At 69.9% G+C, this 17,908-nt stretch carries 18 protein-coding genes; 9 read left to right on the top strand and 9 right to left on the bottom strand.

Annotated elements, in window-relative coordinates; genetic code table 11:
• Positions 1 to 16: 16 nt before the first annotated feature.
• The 6 genes from OG331_RS15340 to OG331_RS15315 all read right to left on the bottom strand — a co-directional run bounded on the left by OG331_RS15340 (position 17) and on the right by OG331_RS15315 (position 5,501).
• Positions 17 to 103, bottom strand: coding sequence for a putative leader peptide (locus tag OG331_RS15340; protein ID WP_313960178.1), 87 nt, complete (start codon positions 101 to 103; stop codon positions 17 to 19).
• A gap of 131 nt (positions 104 to 234) precedes the next feature.
• Positions 235 to 1,902 (bottom strand): FAD-dependent monooxygenase, encoded by a 1,668-nt coding sequence (locus OG331_RS15335; protein ID WP_406196328.1) that lies wholly within the window; start codon positions 1,900 to 1,902, stop codon positions 235 to 237.
• 177 nt (positions 1,903 to 2,079) lie between these two features.
• Positions 2,080 to 3,012 carry an amino acid ABC transporter permease gene (locus tag OG331_RS15330; protein ID WP_406196326.1) on the bottom strand — a complete coding sequence of 311 codons (933 nt, stop codon included), beginning with the start codon at positions 3,010 to 3,012 and terminating at the stop codon, positions 2,080 to 2,082.
• The gene (locus OG331_RS15325) at positions 3,009 to 3,683 is read right to left on the bottom strand and encodes an amino acid ABC transporter permease (RefSeq protein WP_406196324.1); all 675 of its coding nucleotides are present in this window, start codon (positions 3,681 to 3,683) and stop codon (positions 3,009 to 3,011) included. Before OG331_RS15325 ends, OG331_RS15330 begins: the two co-directional genes overlap by 4 nt.
• Positions 3,684 to 3,779: 96 nt before the next feature.
• Positions 3,780 to 4,622 (bottom strand): glutamate ABC transporter substrate-binding protein, encoded by an 843-nt coding sequence (locus tag OG331_RS15320; protein WP_406196321.1) that lies wholly within the window; start codon positions 4,620 to 4,622, stop codon positions 3,780 to 3,782.
• A 102-nt stretch (positions 4,623 to 4,724) separates the two neighbouring features.
• On the bottom strand, positions 4,725 to 5,501 hold the full coding sequence (locus OG331_RS15315) for an amino acid ABC transporter ATP-binding protein (protein ID WP_406196318.1): 777 nt from the start codon (positions 5,499 to 5,501) through the stop codon (positions 4,725 to 4,727).
• A 288-nt stretch (positions 5,502 to 5,789) separates the two neighbouring features.
• Between OG331_RS15315 and OG331_RS15310 the strand changes: the two genes are divergently transcribed.
• A complete protein-coding gene (locus OG331_RS15310; protein ID WP_406196316.1) occupies positions 5,790 to 6,476 on the top strand; it encodes a response regulator transcription factor in 687 nt (228 codons plus the stop codon).
• Between the two features lie 9 nt (positions 6,477 to 6,485).
• Positions 6,486 to 7,880 carry an ATP-binding protein gene (locus tag OG331_RS15305; protein ID WP_406196314.1) on the top strand — a complete coding sequence of 465 codons (1,395 nt, stop codon included), beginning with the start codon at positions 6,486 to 6,488 and terminating at the stop codon, positions 7,878 to 7,880.
• A 104-nt stretch (positions 7,881 to 7,984) separates the two neighbouring features.
• Here the strand turns inward: OG331_RS15305 and OG331_RS15300 are convergent, their stop codons facing one another.
• Entirely contained in the window at positions 7,985 to 8,980 is a 996-nt protein-coding gene (locus OG331_RS15300) for a TAXI family TRAP transporter solute-binding subunit (protein WP_406196311.1), read from the bottom strand.
• Positions 8,981 to 9,240: 260 nt separating this feature from the next.
• Between OG331_RS15300 and OG331_RS15295 the strand changes: the two genes are divergently transcribed.
• The 3 genes from OG331_RS15295 to OG331_RS15285 all read left to right on the top strand — a co-directional run bounded on the left by OG331_RS15295 (position 9,241) and on the right by OG331_RS15285 (position 12,044).
• On the top strand, positions 9,241 to 9,645 hold the full coding sequence (locus tag OG331_RS15295) for a MazG nucleotide pyrophosphohydrolase domain-containing protein (protein ID WP_406196308.1): 405 nt from the start codon (positions 9,241 to 9,243) through the stop codon (positions 9,643 to 9,645).
• Between the two features lie 87 nt (positions 9,646 to 9,732).
• Entirely contained in the window at positions 9,733 to 11,250 is a 1,518-nt protein-coding gene (miaB, locus tag OG331_RS15290; protein ID WP_406196306.1) for a tRNA (N6-isopentenyl adenosine(37)-C2)-methylthiotransferase MiaB, read from the top strand.
• Positions 11,251 to 11,330: 80 nt separating this feature from the next.
• Positions 11,331 to 12,044: a class III extradiol dioxygenase subunit B-like domain-containing protein gene (locus OG331_RS15285; RefSeq protein ID WP_406196304.1), complete on the top strand. Its 714-nt coding sequence runs from the start codon at positions 11,331 to 11,333 to the stop codon at positions 12,042 to 12,044.
• A 119-nt stretch (positions 12,045 to 12,163) separates the two neighbouring features.
• Here OG331_RS15285 and OG331_RS15280 read toward each other — a convergent pair whose 3' ends face one another.
• Both OG331_RS15280 and OG331_RS15275 read right to left on the bottom strand, forming a co-directional pair.
• Positions 12,164 to 12,430 carry an antitoxin gene (locus OG331_RS15280; RefSeq protein WP_406196302.1) on the bottom strand — a complete coding sequence of 89 codons (267 nt, stop codon included), beginning with the start codon at positions 12,428 to 12,430 and terminating at the stop codon, positions 12,164 to 12,166.
• A gap of 24 nt (positions 12,431 to 12,454) precedes the next feature.
• Positions 12,455 to 12,730: a hypothetical protein gene (locus OG331_RS15275; protein ID WP_406196300.1), complete on the bottom strand. Its 276-nt coding sequence runs from the start codon at positions 12,728 to 12,730 to the stop codon at positions 12,455 to 12,457.
• A 182-nt stretch (positions 12,731 to 12,912) separates the two neighbouring features.
• On the opposite strand from OG331_RS15275, the gene miaA reads away from it, so the two are divergent.
• From miaA to OG331_RS15255, 4 genes are all read left to right on the top strand, one after another.
• Positions 12,913 to 13,851 carry a tRNA (adenosine(37)-N6)-dimethylallyltransferase MiaA gene (gene miaA, locus OG331_RS15270; RefSeq protein ID WP_406196297.1) on the top strand — a complete coding sequence of 313 codons (939 nt, stop codon included), beginning with the start codon at positions 12,913 to 12,915 and terminating at the stop codon, positions 13,849 to 13,851.
• Positions 13,852 to 13,959: 108 nt separating this feature from the next.
• Positions 13,960 to 14,463, top strand: a complete 504-nt coding sequence (locus OG331_RS15265) for a hypothetical protein (protein ID WP_406210040.1) — start codon at positions 13,960 to 13,962, stop codon at positions 14,461 to 14,463.
• Positions 14,464 to 14,523: 60 nt separating this feature from the next.
• Positions 14,524 to 15,393, top strand: a complete 870-nt coding sequence (gene dapF, locus OG331_RS15260; RefSeq protein WP_406196295.1) for a diaminopimelate epimerase — start codon at positions 14,524 to 14,526, stop codon at positions 15,391 to 15,393.
• A 299-nt stretch (positions 15,394 to 15,692) separates the two neighbouring features.
• Positions 15,693 to 17,876, top strand: coding sequence for a RelA/SpoT family protein (locus OG331_RS15255; RefSeq protein ID WP_406196292.1), 2,184 nt, complete (start codon positions 15,693 to 15,695; stop codon positions 17,874 to 17,876).
• Positions 17,877 to 17,908 lie beyond the last annotated feature (32 nt).

The raw sequence follows: 17,908 nt of genomic DNA, 5'->3' as shown, positions 1-17,908 counted from the left end.
GAAAGGGGATGCGAGTTCAGCAGGACGGGCGACACACGCAGCCCGCATAGCGGACGAGGTCCATATGGACCCTCCGCCACAGGCGTACACAGGTGTCGGTCACGATCCGGAGTACACCACGCCGGTGCGGACCGGTCAACTCACTGTCACTATGCGGACCGCACAGTGACAGTGAGTGCTGCCTTCCGGCGAGGTCGGTTCTCTACGGCCGGGTCAAGCGAGTTCTCTTCGACGTCAGCGCGAGCCGGCCGTAGCCCCGGCTTCCGCCGCCGCGGTCCCGGCTTCCGCCTCCGCCGCCCCGGCCGGTGCCTTGACCGGTCCGCCCAGCGCTGCCTCGGCCGCCGCGTACAGATCGGTCGGTCGCACCCCGCTCAATGCCGTCACCAGATGACCGTCGGGCCGCACCAGCAGGACCGAGTGCGCGGCCGCTCCCGGATAGGCCTCCGCGACCAGCAACTCGGCTCGGTACGGCAGTGCCGTCACCGCGGCCGCCAGCCGAGGCATGATCCCGGCGGTCGCCCAGTGCTTGCGCTCCCAGACGCCCGTGCCCGGCGCGATCAGCAGGACCAGCAGCGCGCCGCGCCCGAGTCGGTCGCGCAGTTGTACGAAGGAACCGTCCTCCGCCGTGACGCGCACGTCCACGACCGGTGCACCGCGCGGCGTGTCCACCGGGACCTCGCCCTCCAGGGGCCCGGGCGCGAGCGGCGACCCGGCGTACGTCCCCAGCGCACCGATGGAGCCGTGCCCCAGGTGGCCGTCCATCAGCAGCGCGTCATGACCCCGGGCCGAGCCGGGGACGTAGGCACGCAGCCCACCGCCGCCACGCAGCAGCGGCAGCGCCTGGTCCGCGGCACGCAACCGGGCGGCGACGACGGCGCGCCGCTCCGCCTGGTAGCTGTCGAGCAGTGCCTCGTGCGGCCCGTGGTGCCAGGCCGGTGCCAGCTTCCAGGCGAGGTTGTCGGCGTCCCGCAGCCCCTCGTCGAGACCATGGGTGCCGAGCGTGCCGAGGCAGTGCGCCGCGTCCCCGGCGAGAAAGACGCGACCCACGCGCCAGCGGCGGGCCAGCCGGTGGTGGACCGTGTGAACTCCGGTGTCGAGGAGCTCGTACGGCGGTGTCGGCCCGCCGGTCCAGCCGGCGAGCGTCTCCCGGATGCGAGCCACCAACAGCTCGGGCGTGACCAGGTCCTTGCCCGGCGGCAGCAGCCAGTCCAGGCGCCACACCCCGTCCGGGAGCGGGCGTCCGGTGACCTCCCCGGCCGAAGGTCCGGACATCCGCCACGGCGGCATCCGATGAAGCAACGCCTGACCGTCCCACGGAAGTTCCGCGCGCATTGCAGCCACGGCGTGTCGCTCCACGGCCGTACGGCCGGGAAAGCGGATGTCCTGGAGTTTGCGCACGGTCGAGCGCGGGCCGTCGCAGCCGACCAGGTAACTGCCCCGCCACCAAGTGCCCTTCGGGCCGCGCGTGTGGGCGGTGACGCCCGACGGCTCCTGCTCGACGGCGTCCAGGCGGCTGTCCACGGCGATCTTGACGAGCGGTTCGCCTTCGAGGGCCGTGCGCAGGGCACCGGTCAGCACGTGCTGGGCGATGTGCAGGGGGGCGGGGTTCGTGACGCCCTCGGGCCCGTTCGCCGCGTCGTCGAACGTGACCTCGCGCATCACCTGCTTGCGCCGCATCGCCCGCCATCCGGCCCAGCGGGTGCCGGCCTCGCCGATGGGCACCCCCGTCAGGCGCTCCACGAGGGCGGTGGTGTCCTCGCGCAGGACGACTGACCGCGCGAGGCGGGGTTCGTCCTTGCCGGGCCCCTCGTCGAGGACGACGGACGGCACTTCCTGACGGGCCAGCGCCAGGGCGAGCGTGAGCCCCACGGGCCCCGCTCCGACGATGATCACCGGGTCCACGGCGCGGCGCCCCCTGCCCGCAGCGGTGTCCCGAGGGACGCAAGTGAACAGAAAGTTGGAGCAGGGTGCACGATCACAGAACGTATGCAACCCATTGCCGGTGCTTGCGTCAAGTGACGGAGGGCAGTGGCGATCATGCCACTGCCCTCCGTGCTGTTCGTGCTATTTGATTGTTCGTCAGGTGTAGGTCCTGCCGCCCGGGAGGCCGCCGCCTTCGGCGCCGGTCCCGAAGGAGCCGCCGACCGCCGCCGGGTTGAGCTCCTCCATGTCCTCAGCACTGAGGACCGCGCCCGTGCTCTTCTTGCTGCGCCGCAGCCTCTTCTCCAGCCAGCTCGCGAAGCTGGTGAGGATGAAGTTGAGGACGATGTAGATGATCGCCACCACGATGAAGCTGGCGATCGGGTTGGCATAGAAGGATGCCAGGGTCGCACGCGAGTTCAGTAGTTCGGTGAACCCGATCATCACGCCGCCCAGCGCGGTGTCCTTCACGATGACCACGAGCTGGCTGACGATGGCCGGCAGCATGGCGGTGACGGCCTGCGGCAGCAGGATGGTCCTCATCGTCTGGCCCTTGCGGAGGCCGACCGCCATGGCGGCTTCCGACTGGCCCTTGGGCAGGGAGAGGATGCCGGCCCGTACGACCTCGGCGAGGACGGACGCGTTGTAAAGCACCAGGCCGGTGACGACCGCGTAGAGGGGCCGCTGTTCACTGGTGACGTTCGTCCAGCGGTCGTAGAACTCGTTGGCGAACAACATCAGCAGCAGGACCGGGATCGCCCGGAAGAACTCGACCACCCAGGCGGCCGGAAGCCGCACCCACCGGTGGTCGGAGAGGCGCGCGATACCGAAGAAGGCGCCCAGCGGAAGGGCGATCACCATGGCCAGTGCCGCGGCCTTCAGCGTGTCGGCGAGACCTGGCAGCAGATACGTGGTCCAGGCCTGCGACTCGGTGAACGGCTTCCACAGGGCCCACTCCAGCTGACCCTTTTCGTCCATGGCGTCCCAGAGGAACCACACCAGCAGGGCGAGCAGGGCGAAGAAGACCACCGAGATGAGCACATTGCGGCGCTTGGCGCGGGGGCCTGGTGCGTCGTAGAGAACGGAGGTCATCGCTTCACCGCCAGTCGCTTGCTCAGCCAACCGAAGAAGAGGCCGGTGGGCAGGGTCAGTACCACGAAACCGAAGGCGAAGACCGCGCCGATGAGCAGCGTCTGAGCCTCGTTCTCGATCATTTCCTTCATCAGGTAGGCGGCCTCGGCCACGCCGATCGCGGCCGCCACGGTGGTGTTCTTGGTCAGGGCGATCAACACGTTGGCCAGCGGGCCGATGACCGAGCGGAAGGCCTGCGGCAGAATGACCAACCGGAGGGTCTGGCTGAAGGTGAGCCCGATGGCACGGGCCGCCTCGGCCTGGCCGAGCGGCACAGTGTTGATGCCGGAACGAATCGCCTCGCAGACGAAGGCCGCGGTGTAGGCGACGAGACCGAGGATCGCCAGGCGGAAGCCCTGGACCTTGAAGTCGGTGGCGCCCATCGTCACGCCGAAGATGTCGGCGAGGCCGAGCGAGGTGAAGATGATGATGACCGTCAGGGGGATGTTCCGGACGATGTTGACGTAGGCCGTGCCGAACCCGCGCATGAGCGGGACCGGGCTGACCCGCATCGCGGCCAGGAGCGTGCCCCAGATCAGGGAGCCCAGGCCGGAGATGAGGGTGAGCTTCACCGTCATCCAGAAGGCACCCAGCAGGGTCGGGTCGTTGTAGTCAGAAAGAAAATCGAACACGATCTCCCGCGCTTCCGGGTGGGTGGCGTACGTGGATAGCGCGGCGCGCCGCCGCCCTGATCGCGGTGGACGGCGGCGTGCCGGTGGACCCTTGCGCTACTGGACGATGACGCCGATCTTCGGCGCCGGCTCGTTCTTGTAGTTGGCCGGACCGAAGTTGTCCGCGACCGCCTTGTCCCAGGACTTGTCGCTGACCATCTTCTCGAGGGCGGCGTTGACCTTGTTGACGGTCTCGGTGTCGCCCTTCTTCACACCGATGCCGTAGTTCTCGTTGCTCAGCTTCAGGCCGGCGAGCTTGAACTTGCCCTTGTACTGCTCCTGCGCGGCGTAGCCGGCGAGGATCGAGTCGTCAGTGGTCAGGGCGTCCACGGCGCCGCTCTGCAGGCCGGCGATGCACTCCGAGTAGGTGCCGTTCTCCTTGAGGTTGGCCTTCGGGGCGAAGTCCTTCTTGACGTTCTGCGCCGAGGTCGAGCCGACCACCGAGCACAGGTTCTCGCCGTTGAGGTCGGTGGCCTCGGTGATCTTCGAGTCGGACTTGACCAGCAGGTCCTGGTGGGCCAGCAGGTACGGGCCGGCGAAGTCGACCTTCTGCTTGCGCTCGTCGGTGATCGAGTAGGTGGCCGCGATGAGCTTCACGTCGCCACGGGCGAGCGCGTTCTCACGGTCGGCGCTCTTCGTCTCGACGAACTCGATCTGGTCGGGCTCGTAGCCGAGCTCCTTCGCCACGTACGTCGCGACGTCGACGTCGAAGCCGGAGAAGGAACCGTCGGGCTCCTTCAGACCGAGACCCGGCTGGTCGTACTTAATGCCGATCTTGATCTTGTCGCCGCCCCCGGAACCCGACCCGCTGTCGCTGTCGCCGTCACCACCACAAGCGGTGGCGGTGAGAGCGAGGACGACGGCAGCGGCGGCCGCGGCGGAGGCCTTGCGGAGCTTCATGGTGAACATCCTTTGCGTGATGAAGAGATGCGTGCCGTCAGGTGCGGCGGTTGACGCAGGTCGTCGGCTGCGTGACGCAGTCCGTCAGTGGGGCGGGATCCGTCAGTGGTGCAGGATCTTGGACAGGAAGTCCTTGGCGCGGTCGCTGCGCGGGTTGCTGAAGAACTGGTCCGGCACAGCTTCTTCGACGATCTTGCCGTCTGCCATGAACACCACTCGATTGGCGGCCGAACGGGCGAAGCCCATCTCATGGGTGACGACGATCATGGTCATGCCGTCCCGGGCGAGCTGCTGCATGACCTCCAGGACCTCGTTGATCATCTCCGGGTCGAGAGCCGACGTCGGCTCGTCGAAGAGCATGACCTTGGGGTCCATCGCCAGCGCTCGGGCGATGGCCACACGCTGCTGCTGGCCGCCGGAGAGCTGGGCTGGGTACTTGTCCGCCTGGCTGGCCACACCCACCCGGTCGAGCAGGGCGCGGGCCTTCTCCTCGGCGGCCTTCTTGTCGGTCTTACGGACCTTGATCTGTCCCAGCATCACGTTCTCGAGCACGGTCTTGTGCGCGAAAAGGTTGAAGGACTGGAAGACCATTCCGACGTCGGCACGCAGCTTGGCAAGCGCCTTGCCCTCAGCGGGCAGCGGCTTGCCGTCGATGGCGATCGCGCCGGAGTCGATCGTCTCGAGGCGGTTGATGGTGCGGCACAGGGTGGACTTGCCGGACCCGGAGGGTCCGATGACCACGACGACCTCACCGCGGGCGATCGTCAGGTCGATGTCCTGGAGCACGTGCAACGCGCCAAAGTGCTTGTTCACGTTCTTCAGGACGACCAGGTCGCCGGTCGCGGCCGCATCTTCCTTGGCCACCGATACTTCGGTCATCGCTCTCAGGCTCCGTCCTCCTCGGTTTCGGAGGACAGTAGTAACCGTATCCGACCTGCGTCATTAGTTCTGAGGTGAATCTGAGCATCACGATCCGATAGCAATCGGACACGTGTCGTAGCACTTGCGACCTGGGCGCGTACCGGCTGGATAACGGAAGCCGCGAGCAACCGGAACCCACTTGACGGCGTCATCGTCCATCAGCGTGACTTCCTTGGTGCACTCGCGCGCGTGCACGCACTGTGTACCTGTCCGAATCGTACGTCCGATGAACCGAAGGAGGCCGGGATGAGACTGCTCCTCGTCGAGGACGACAACCACGTCGCCGCCGCGCTGTCCGCGGTCCTGGCACGTCACGGTTTCGACGTCACTCACGCGCGTAGCGGCGAGGAGGCCCTCCAGGCGCTCGTTCCCGAGGGCAACGGCTTCGGTGTCGTCCTCCTCGACCTCGGCCTGCCCGACCAGGACGGTTACGAGGTCTGCGGCAAGATCCGCAAGCGCACCAGCACCCCGGTGATCATGGTCACCGCGCGCTCGGACGTGCGTTCCCGTATTCATGGCCTCAACCTCGGTGCCGACGATTATGTAGTGAAGCCGTACGACACGGGAGAGCTGCTCGCCCGGATCCACGCCGTCAGCCGGCGCACCGTCCAAGAGGACACCGGGACGGGCGGCGACGGCGTGCTGCGCATGGGTGCCGTGCACATCGAGCTGAACACCCGCCAGGTGAGCGTCGACGGTTCGGTAATCCAACTGACCCGCAAGGAGTTCGATCTCCTCGCCCTGCTCGCCCAGCGCCCCGGCGTGGTCTTCCGTCGGGAGCAGATCATCAGCGAAGTGTGGCGCACGAGTTGGGAGGGGACCGGGCGCACTCTTGAGGTGCATGTGGCGTCCCTGCGCGCCAAGCTGCGCATGCCGGCGCTGATCGAGACCGTACGCGGCGTCGGCTATCGACTCGTCGCCCCGGCCTCGTAGCGGGCAAGGGTGCGCACTCGTCTTCTCCCGCTGCTCATCATCCTGATGGCGGCCGTCCTGCTTGCCCTCGGCGTACCGCTCGCCGTCAGCCTGGCCGCGGCCCAGCAGCAGAAGCTGGTCGTCGACCGTATCGACGACACCGCGTACTTCGCGGCCATCGCACGGCCCGCCGCCGACACCGCCAGCTCCGGGTCCCGCGACGAGCTGCGCATCCTCAGCCGGGAACTCGAGAGCTACTACGAGGTCTACGGCATCCGGGCCGGCGTCTTCCTGCCCAACGACACGCCCCTGGCCAACGGGCCGACGACGTGGTTCCTGCCCGAGACCGGTGAGGAGCGCGAGGCCTTCGAGGAGTCGCTGCTGAGCCGGCGCAGTCACGACCCCAAGCAGGTGTGGCCCTGGCAGCGCAACCGCCTCGTCATCGCCTCGCCGGTCATCCGGGACGGTGACGTCGTCGCGGTCGTGGTCACCGACTCGCCCACCGGACAGATGCGTTCGCGGATCCTGCACGGCTGGCTGATCATCGGCGCGGGCCTGACGGCCGCGATGCTGGTGGCCGTCGGGGCCGCTCTCCGGCTGACCGGCTGGGTGCTCAGGCCGGTGCGCGTGCTGGACGTGACCACGCACGAGATCGCGAGCGGCCGCCTGAAGTCCCGCGTCGCGGTCGCCAGCGGCCCGCCGGAACTTCGGCGGCTGGCCCGGTCGTTCAACGAGATGGCGGACAACGTCGAGGACGTGCTGGAGCAGCAGCGCGCCTTCGTAGCCGACGCCTCGCACCAGCTGCGCAACCCGCTCGCGGCGCTGCTGCTGCGCATCGAACTGCTCGCTTTCGAACTACCGGAGGGCAATGAGGAGATCGCTTCGGTGCAGGCCGAGGGCAAGCGCCTGGCGCAGGTCCTGGACGACCTGCTCGACCTGGCCCTGGCCGAGCACACCGCGGCCGACCTCCGGCTGACCGACGTCGGCGCGCTGACCGCCGAGCGCGTCGCGGCCTGGGCGCCGACCGCCGAGGCCAAGGGCGTGCAGCTGGTGGGGACCTGCCCACCCACCACCGCCTGGGCCGACCCGGTGGCGCTGTCCAGCGCACTCGACGCGGTGATCGACAACGCGGTCAAGTTCACGCCCGAGGACGAGCGCGTCGAGGTGACCGTCACGTCCAACGGCAGTACGTCGACGATCGAGGTGACCGACAACGGCCCCGGCCTCACCGACGAGGAACTCGCCCGCATCGGCGACCGCTTCTGGCGCAGTGGACGGCACCAGAACATCAAGGGCTCGGGCCTGGGCCTGTCGATCTCGCGGGCGCTGCTCGCTGCGGGCGGCGGCTCGATTTCGTACGGCGGTCACGAGCCGCACGGACTGCGGGTGACGGTGGCGGTGCCCAGGTCGGGCCCGACGCCTTAGCGCGCCCTGACGGGCTGACAGCCGTAGCGCGCCCCGGCGGGCCGACATGGGCCGGTCCGGCTATTGGACGGTTCTGTGGACCGTTTCTGCGGTTCCGCAGAGCCCTACGGCTTCACCGAGCGGTAGTAGTTCCGGGCCCCGGTGTGCAGGGTCAGGGGGTTGGTGTAGATCGCCGTGCGCAGGTCGACGAGTTGCGCCGAGTGGACGTGGGCGCCGATGCCGTCGCGACTCTTGATCACCGTCCGGGTCAGCCATTCGGTGAGCCGGGGATCCATGTCCTTGCGGGTGATCAGCAGGTTGGAGACGGCGATCGTGGGCACCGTGTCGCCGTTCTGGATGGTCGGATAGGCCGACTCCGGCATGTTGGTCGCGCGGTAGAAGTGGGCCGCGTCGCCCTGGGCGTGCACCTTGGCGACGAGGCCGGCATCGATCGGCACGAACCGGAACGCGGAGGTCTCGGCGATCTGCTCCAGCCCGCCCGTGGGCAGCCCGCCCGACCAGAAGAACGCGTCGAGCTCCTGCCCCAGCCGCTTGGGCCCGGTGTCGATGCCGTCCGACCTGGGCGTGATGTCCTTCTCCGGGTCGATGCCGGCGGCCTCCAGCACGCGCGTGGCGATCAGCCGCACGCCGGAGTTGGGCAGCCCTATGGCCACCCGCTTGCCCTTGAGGTCCGCGACGGAGCGGATGTCCGAGTCCGGCGGGACGACGAGCTGCACGTAGTCGTCGTACAGGCGGGCGACGCCGCGCAGCCGGTCCATGACGGGCTTGCCGTCGATCCGGTACGTGTCCACCGCGTCGGCGGCGGCGATCGTGAAGTCGGCCTTGCCGGTCGCCACACGCTCGACGTTCTCCTGCGACCCGGCACTGGTCAGCAGCCGCACCTTCAGTTGTGGCATGTCCTTGGCGAGCTCCTCGCGCAGCAGCTCGCCGTACTCCTGGTAGACCCCCGCGCGCGTGCCCGTGCTGAACGTGATCGTCCCGCTCGGCGTCTCCTCACCGAGGGGCAGCAGCCACCACAGCAGCAACCCGAGGGTCACGAATCCGGCGGCCGCGCCCTGCAGGGCCCGGCGCCTGCTGATGCGGGTGAGTGCCTTGGACATGCCTGCGATCCTGCCAGCCGGAACGCGGTGCTGACCAGGGCAGGGGTCACAGGCGGGCGGTGCGGAGGGGGCGGGGAGGGCCGGCGACCGGCAGCGATCGAAGTCCGCCGGCGGCCCGCGGCAGCACCGTGGGCGGCGGTCGCATCCGCGGTTACGACGGTCGGACCCGGCTGCCGTATCCACGGCGAGGCTCGTCGGGACCCGACTGTCGGACCGGATTGCCAGACCGGACTGTCGGACCCGGCCGATAAAGTCGCCGCATGAGTTCCTCTCCCGCCGACCTGGTCCGTGAATTCCACCTCGCCTTCGGTCTCGATGCCCGCAGTACACCGACCGAGGTCTCCGTGGAACTTGCCGCCCACCGTGGGGAACTGCTCGCCGAGGAAGCCGCTGAGGTCGCCGAGGTCGCCGTCGCCGGCCCGCTCGACAAGCTTGCGCACGAGTTGGCCGACGTGGTCTACGTCGCGTACGGCACGGCCCTGGTCCACGGCATCGACCTCGACGCCGTCCTGGCCGAGATCCACCGCTCCAACATGACCAAGCTGGGCCCGGACGGCCGGGTCGCCCGCCGGGCCGACGGCAAGGTCCTCAAGGGCGAGCACTACGAGGTGCCGGACGTGTCGAGCGTGCTGCGCCGCCAGGGGTGGGGCGGCGACGGGGCCTGACCGGCGCGGCGACGGACGGTCGGGCGCTGACGGCGTGACCGTCTCGGGCCGGGGCAACGGGCTTTCACGACCGCATACCCTTGTCCCATGAGCAGCAGCGACCGGAGCCAGGCAGTGGGCGTGAAGACATACGAGGTGCGCACCTACGGGTGCCAGATGAACGTCCACGATTCCGAGCGATTGTCCGGGCTGCTCGAAGACGCCGGTTACGTACGCGCGCCCGAGGGCTCGGACGGGGACGCGGACGTCGTCGTCTTCAACACCTGTGCGGTCCGCGAGAACGCCGACAACAAGCTGTACGGCAACCTCGGCCACCTCGCGCCGAAGAAGACCCAGCGGCCCGGCATGCAGATCGCGGTCGGCGGCTGCCTGGCGCAGAAGGACCGCGACACCATCGTGAAGCGGGCGCCCTGGGTGGACGTCGTCTTCGGCACGCACAACATCGGCAAGCTGCCCGTCCTGCTGGAACGCGCGCGCGTACAGGAGGAGGCGCAGGTCGAGATCGCCGAGTCGCTGGAGGCGTTCCCGTCGACGCTGCCGACCCGGCGCGAGAGCGCCTACGCGGCCTGGGTGTCGATCTCCGTCGGCTGCAACAACACCTGCACCTTCTGCATCGTCCCAGCCCTGCGCGGCAAGGAGAAGGACCGCCGGCCCGGCGACATCCTCGCCGAGGTCGAGGCACTGGTCGCCGAGGGCGTCAGCGAGATCACGCTGCTCGGCCAGAACGTCAACGCCTACGGCTCCGACATCGGCGACCGCGAGGCGTTCAGCAAGCTGCTGCGGGCCTGCGGGACCATCGACGGCCTGGAGCGCGTCCGCTTCACGTCCCCGCACCCGCGTGACTTCACCGACGACGTCATCGCCGCCATGGCCGAGACGCCGAACGCGATGCCGCAGCTGCACATGCCGCTCCAGTCCGGCTCGGACACGGTCCTGAAGGCGATGCGCCGCTCCTACCGTCAGGAGCGCTACCTGGGGATCATCGAGAAGGTCCGCGCCGCCATCCCGCACGCCGCGATCACGACCGACATCATCGTGGGCTTCCCCGGCGAGACCGAGGAGGACTTCGAACAGACGCTGCACGTGGTCCGCGAGGCCCGCTTCGCGCAGGCGTTCACCTTCCAGTACTCCAAGCGTCCCGGCACCCCCGCGGCCACCATGGAGAACCAGATCCCCAAGGAGGTCGTCCAGGCGCGCTACGAGCGTCTCGTGGCCCTCCAGGAGGAGATCTCCTGGGAGGAGAACAAGAAGCAGGTCGGCCGGACGTTCGAGCTGATGGTCGCCGAGGGCGAGGGCCGCAAGGACGGCGCCACCCACCGCCTGTCCGGGCGCGCCCCCGACAACCGCCTGGTCCACTTCGCCAAGCCGGAGCAGGAGGTCCGCCCCGGCGACGTGGTCACCGTCGAGATCACGTACGCCGCCCCGCACCACCTCCTCGCCGAGGGGCCCGTCCTGGACGTGCGTCGCACACGCGCGGGTGACGCCTGGGAGAAGCGCAACGCCGCCGAGGTCGCCAAGCCGGCGGGCGTGATGCTCGGCCTCCCGAAGATCGGCGTCCCGGCTCCGCTGCCGGTGGCGACGGGGAGCGGCTGCGGCTGCGACTGAGGTGCTCGCGCTCCTCGACCTGACCCGCGTGGTCGTCGGGGAGTGACACCCGGCCGACCCGCGGGGATACCCTGCCGATCATGCTTGTCGCTGCCGCAGTCTGCCCCTGCCCGCCTCTCCTCGTCCCGCAGGTCGCCGCGGGCGCCGCGCCCGAGCTGGACGCCGCGCGGGCGGCGTGCACGGACGCACTCGGCGTCCTCGCAGCCGCCCGGCCCGACCTTCTCGTGGTGGTCGGCCCCGCCGAGGAGGGCGGGCACGGGACTTACGCCGAAGGTACGCCGGGCTCGTTCCGGGGGTTCGGCGTCGACGCCGACGTATGTCTGGGGGCGGAGTCGGCTGAGGAGCCTCAGCGTGCGCTGCCGACCTCGCTCGCCGTCGCGGCGTGGCTGCTGGAGCGAACCGCGTGGTCGGACGCCCCGATCGAGGGACTCGGTGTGGGGGAACCTCTCGACGCCGAGCGGTGTATTGATATCGGAAGGGACATCGCCGCCCGGGCCGACCGGGTGGCGTTGCTGGTGATGGGCGACGCCAGCGCATGCCGCACGCTCAAGGCTCCCGGCTACCTCGACGAGCGGGCGGCGCCTTTCGACGCGTCCGTCGCGCGTGCCCTGGGCAAGGCCGACGTGGCCGCCCTCAAGGAGCTGGACACTGAGCTCGCACGCGAGCTGAAGGCCTCCGGCCGAGCCTCCTGGCAGGTCCTCGCGGGCGCTGCCGAAGAGGCGGGCCTTGCGGGCGCCTTGCTGTACGAGGACGCGCCTTACGGCGTGGGGTACTTGGTCGCGACCTGGTCGTAGCCCACGCCGGCCTGGTCGTGGCGCCCATCGGCGTCGCTCGCCGGCGCATGCCGACGTTGTCCGGAAACGGCGGACGGCCGGGAGCGGTCAAGCTCCGCGGCCGTCCGGCGATGTGCCGTTCAGGTGGTCGGCGGGGGTGCGTCCGGCGGCGGTGTGCTGCCGGTCGCCGTGTCGTCGTCCTTGTGCGCGATTCGGCCCATGGCACCCTTTGCCTTGCCCGTGCCCGTGTGGATCTTGTCGCTGTACTTGCCCTTGGTCCGCTGGTCGACGGCCCTAGCGGCCTTGTCGAGGCCGTGATGGACCTGCTCCTCATGCCGCTGCGCGAAGTCGGAGACCTTGTCCTTGGCCGGGGCGAGTTTGGCTTTCAAATTGTGCATCAGACCCATGCTTCACCTTCCCGCGCGGGGCAGTTACGTGCGGGCGCTCTCGCCGGCCTCACTGTCGGCCGCCTCGTCGGCGGACTGCTGCTTCGGGATCTCGACACCGTCGTCGGCATCGGCATCGGTTTCGACGGCCTCCGCCGCCGTCGACTCGGCCGCGTTCTCAACCTTTGTCTCGGCCGACCCCTTCGCCTCCGCCGCCTCTTCCGCCGCCGGCTCGGCCGTTGGTGTGTCGGCCTGGGCCTCGGCGGTTGACGCCTCGTCCGTAGCCTTCGACCTCCGGAAAAGTCGTGCGAAAACGCCCATATCCACTCCATACATTACTAGTGCGGGCGAAATCCCGCGTCGTCCGGTGCGTCCATTTGCGCCCCCGGGCCGCCGCCTCCGCGAAACCGGCGGTGAGAACCTCGCAACAGGCAACGACCCCGCGGGTGTGCCGTCACGTAACTCGTTCGAGGCCACCCCGTGAGGTTTGCGAGACTGGGGCGGTGAGCAGTGCACCCCTCGCCCCCCGTGTCATCGCCGTAGTCGGACCCACCGCGGCCGGAAAGTCCGATCTGGGCGTCTTTCTCGCCCAGCAGCTCGGGGGTGAGGTCGTCAACGCCGACTCCATGCAGCTCTACCGAGGGATGGACATCGGCACCGCCAAGCTGACGCCCGAGGAGCGTGCGGGCGTGCCGCACCACCTCCTGGACATCTGGGACGTCACCGTCGCGGCGTCCGTCGCCGAGTACCAGCGGCTCGCGCGGGAGCGGATCGACGCACTGCTCGCCGAGGGGCGCTGGCCGGTCCTGGTCGGCGGCTCGGGGCTGTACGTCCGTGGCGCCGTCGACAACCTGGAGTTCCCCGGCACCGACCCCGAGGTCAGGGCCCGGCTCGAGGAGGAGCTCGCGCTGCGCGGATCCGGCGCGCTGCACGCCCGCCTCGCCGCCACCGACCCCGACGCCGGGCAGGCGATCCTGCCCAGCAATGGCCGCCGCATCGTCCGTGCTCTCGAGGTGATCGAGATCACCGGCCAGCCCTTCACGGCCAACCTCCCCGGCCATGACTCGATCTACGACACGGTCCAGATCGGTGTCGACGTGGCCCGGCCCGAGCTGGACGAGCGCATCGCGCGCCGGGTCGACCGGATGTGGGACGCCGGGCTCGTGGACGAGGTCCGCGAGCTGGAGGCGCAGGGGTTGCGCGAGGGGCGTACGGCCTCGCGCGCGCTCGGGTACCAGCAGGTCCTCGCGGCGCTCGCCGGGGAGTGCACGCTGGAAGAAGCACGGAACGAGACCGTACGTGCCACCAAGCGCTTCGCGCGCCGCCAGGATTCATGGTTCAGGCGCGACCCGCGGGTGCACTGGCTCAGTGGGGCTGCGGCAGATCTCACAGAACTTCCGCATCTCGCACTGGCGTTGGTCGAACGACCGGTTACAGCCTGATCACGTGATGGCATCGGGACGCTCCGGCCGTCATCCCGGCCTCCGGCGCCGTGCCATCATCGAGCTTCGATCGACCAAGTGGAGTCCGAGTTGGGAGGGCGCGTGGCGATGGAGGCCAGCCCTCGCGACACCGCACAAGGCACCGAGAACGGCACCGCCGACCGGGGCGAACCGGAGCGGGACGGCGACCGTCTGAGCCCGGACCTGGCCGATGAGGCCGAGGGCGGCGTCACCGACGACGGCCCCGAGCCCGAGGAGATGTACGCCGGCGGCCCGGAGGTCGAGGTCGAGCTGCGCCCGCAGCGCCGACTGCGCATCTGGCAGCTTGCACCCATCGTGTCGCTGGCCGCGGTCGGCTCCCTGATGTTCGCTTTCCCGCTGGCCTTCGACTTCGGCGACAGTGGGGCTGTGATCGCCATGCTGGGGCTGCTGATCTGCTCCTGCGCGGCCGGCTGGGGCATGATGGCCGCCCGCCGGGTCGGCTACACCTGGCCCGGGCTGCCGCAGCGGGGCTCCGGGCGCAGACCCGACTGGCGGGTCGTGATCGCCTATGCCCTGGTCGTCGCCGCGATCGTCGTTCTGGCCGTGTGGCGAGTGGCTCGCCTGCGCTGACGCAGTCGCCGGACGGGCTCCCTTTTCGGCTCTGTCACAGCGGCACCGTACGATCGAGGAATGAGCACGCGGATCGCCTTCCTCAAGGGGCACGGCACCGAGAACGACTTCGTGATCGTCCCGGACCCCGAGAACGCCGTCGACCTGCCCCCGACCGCCGTCGCCGCCCTGTGTGACCGCCGCGCGGGCATCGGTGGTGACGGACTGCTGCACATCGTGCGGTCTGCGGCGCACCCCGAAGCCAAGGACATGGCGGCCGAGGCCGAGTGGTTCATGGACTACCGCAACGGCGACGGCTCGATCGCGGAGATGTGCGGCAACGGCGTGCGCGTCTTCGCGCGCTACCTCCAGTACGCCGGGCACGTCACCGAGGGCGACCTCGCGGTCGCCACGCGCGGGGGCGTGAAGTCCGTACACATCGCCAAGGACGGTGACGTGACGGTCGGCATGGGCAAGGCGCTGCTGCCCGAAGGTGACGTCACGGTCAGCGTCGGTGAGCGCAGCTGGCCCGCGCGGAACGTGAACATGGGCAACCCGCACGCGGTCGCCTTCGTGGACGACCTCGCGCACGCCGGCGACCTGTTCTCCCCGCCGCCGTTCAGCCCGGCCTCGGCCTACCCGGACGGTGTCAACGTCGAGTTCGTCGTCGACCGGGCGCCCCGGCACGTCGCGCTGCGCGTACATGAGCGCGGTGCCGGCGAGACCCGGTCGTGCGGCACGGGCGCGTGCGCCGTCGCCGTGGCCGCCGCGCGGCGGGACGGGGCCGACCCGGCGGTCACCGGCGCCGCCGTGACGTACACCGTCGATGTGCCCGGCGGCACCCTGGTGATCACCGAACGGCCCGATGGTGAGATCGAGATGACCGGCCCCGCGGTGATCGTGGCCGAAGGTGAGATCGACGTGGAGTGGCTGGAAACGGTCGCTCGTTGAGCGGTTTTCGACTCGGCATCAGAGCGGCACAGTCGGGCCGTGACCCGAGAACACGGGCGCGGGGGTGCTGGGTGCGTTCGAGATCGCGAACGGCGGCTGGCCGTATGGCGCAAAAACGTAAACCCATCAATCCTCGCTCGAATGGGTGATCCGTTTCACGCTCGGCGAGAGGCGGTCCGTCGCACGTGATGGGCTCGGTAGCATCAAGCACCGGCCCGGACGGGGGAGATGTCGTCGTCCCCTGAGCCGTGTCCGCCATGGGGCACCCCGTTCGCCGGTCCACGCAGCCGGAGGTGCCCATGAGTGCGGAGGCCACGAATCCCGCGACGCCAGGCCCGGTAGCAGGCCCTGTGACGCCTGCCGTGCCTCGCAGGAAGGCCCGCGCACGCATCGACCTGCGCCGCCTCGGCCGGGCTGCGCTGCTCGGCCCTGCCTCGCGCGGCCGACTGCCCGACGCGATCGGCCATGTCGTCGAGGCCCACCGGGCCCACCACCCCGACGCCGCCCTCGAACCCCTGCGCCGCGCCTATGTGCTGGCCGAGTCCTCGCACCGCGGCCAGATGCGCAAGAGCGGCGAGCCGTACATCACTCACCCGCTCGCGGTGACCCTGATTCTCGCCGAACTCGGCGCCGAGACCACGACCTTGACGGCGTCTCTGCTCCACGACACGGTCGAGGACACCGACGTGACACTCGATCAGGTCGGTGAGCAGTTCGGCGCGGAGGTCCGCTTCCTCGTCGACGGCGTGACCAAGCTGGAGAAGGTCGACTACGGCGCCGCCGCCGAGCCCGAGACCTTCCGCAAGATGCTCGTCGCGACCGGCAACGACGTCCGCGTGATGTCGATCAAACTCGCCGACCGGCTGCACAACATGCGCACCCTCGGCGTGATGCGCCCCGAGAAACAGGCCCGCATCGCGAAGGTGACCCGCGACGTCCTCATCCCGCTCGCCGAGCGGCTCGGCGTCCAGGCGCTCAAGACGGAGCTGGAAGACCTGGTCTTCGCGATCCTGCACCCCGAGGAGTACGAGCACACACGGGAGTTGATCGTCGGCAACGTCGCACGTGCCGACGATCCGCTGGCGGAGATGGCCGACGAGATGCGCAAGGTGCTGCGCGAGGCCGACATCCAGGCCGAAGTCCTCATCCGACCCCGGCACTTCGTCTCCGTGCACCGGGTGTCCCGCAAGCGCGGCCGGCTGCGCGGCTCCGACTTCGGGCGGCTGCTGGTCCTGGTGAACGAGGACGCGGACTGTTACGGCGTCCTGGGCGAGCTGCACACCTGTATGACGCCGGTCGTCTCGGAGTTCAAGGACTTCATCGCCGTCCCCAAGTTCAACCTGTACCAGTCGCTGCACACGGCCGTCGCCCGCGCGGACGGCCAGGTCGCCGAAGTCCTCATCCGGACCCACCAGATGCACAAGGTCGCCGAGGCCGGCGTCGTGGCGCTCGGCAATCCCTACGCGACCCCCGCGGAGGAGCAGGCCGCGTCGAGCGACGGCGAGCGCGCCGACCCCACGCGCCCCGGCTGGCTGTCCCGCCTCCTCGACTGGCAGGAGGCCGCCCCCGACCCGGACACCTTCTGGTCCACGCTGCGTGAGGACCTCGCCCAGGACCGCGAGATCACCGTCTTCCGGCCCGACGGCGGCACCCTCGGCCTGCCCGAGGGGGCTTCCTGTGTGGACGCCGCCTACGCCCAGTACGGCGAGGACGCGCACGCGTGCATCGGTGCCCGCGTCAACGGCCGCCTGGCGACGCTCAGCACGGTGCTGCGGGACGGCGACACCGTCCAGCTCCTCATGGGCCAGGATCCGGCCTCGGAGCCCTCCAGGGAGTGGCTGGAGCACGCCCACACGCCCGCCGCGCGGATCGCCATCCAGCGGTGGCTGACCACCCATCCACCGCAGGGCGACGCCGCCGAGGAGCCTGTGACGCAGTTCCGGCCCTCGGCGGAGGAAGCGGCGAGCCCGTCGGCCGACGCGGACGGTCCGGCCGTACGCCTGGCCGCGGAGGGGCCACTCGGGCGGCCCGCCGCCAGCGTCCTCGTCGACCGGCCCGGTGCGACCGTACGCCTTGCCGGTTGCTGCACCCCCGTACCGCCCGACGAGGTCACCGGGTTCTCCGTGCGCGGAGGAGTGGTGACGGTTCATCGCGTCTTGTGTCCCGCGGTGGCGCGTATGAAGAGCGCCGGGCGCGCGGAGGTCGACGTGCGCTGGGGTGACACCACCGAGTGCAGGGTCACCCTGGTCGCCGAATCGTTCGTTCGCCCTCACCTCCTGGCGGACCTCACCGAAGCCATGGCCATGGAGGGCGCGGAGATCGTCTCGGCGACGGTCGAGCCCCCGACCCAGCAGCGCGTACGCCACACGTACACGGTCCAACTGCCGGACGCGGCGCTGCTGCCGGGGCTCATGCGGGCGATGCGGAACGTGGCTGGCGTGTTCGACGTGACGAGGGCGCAGCCGCAGACGCAGGGGGTGTGAGGGGGTGCGCCAGGGGCGCAGGGCGGGTCGGG

It is taken from the genome of Streptomyces sp. NBC_01017 (genome assembly GCF_045162795.1).
GTDB classification, from domain to species: Bacteria; Actinomycetota; Actinomycetes; order Streptomycetales; family Streptomycetaceae; genus Streptomyces; species Streptomyces machairae.
Note: the sequence above shows the minus strand (reverse complement) of the source record. Positions and strands in the feature narration are given on the sequence as shown.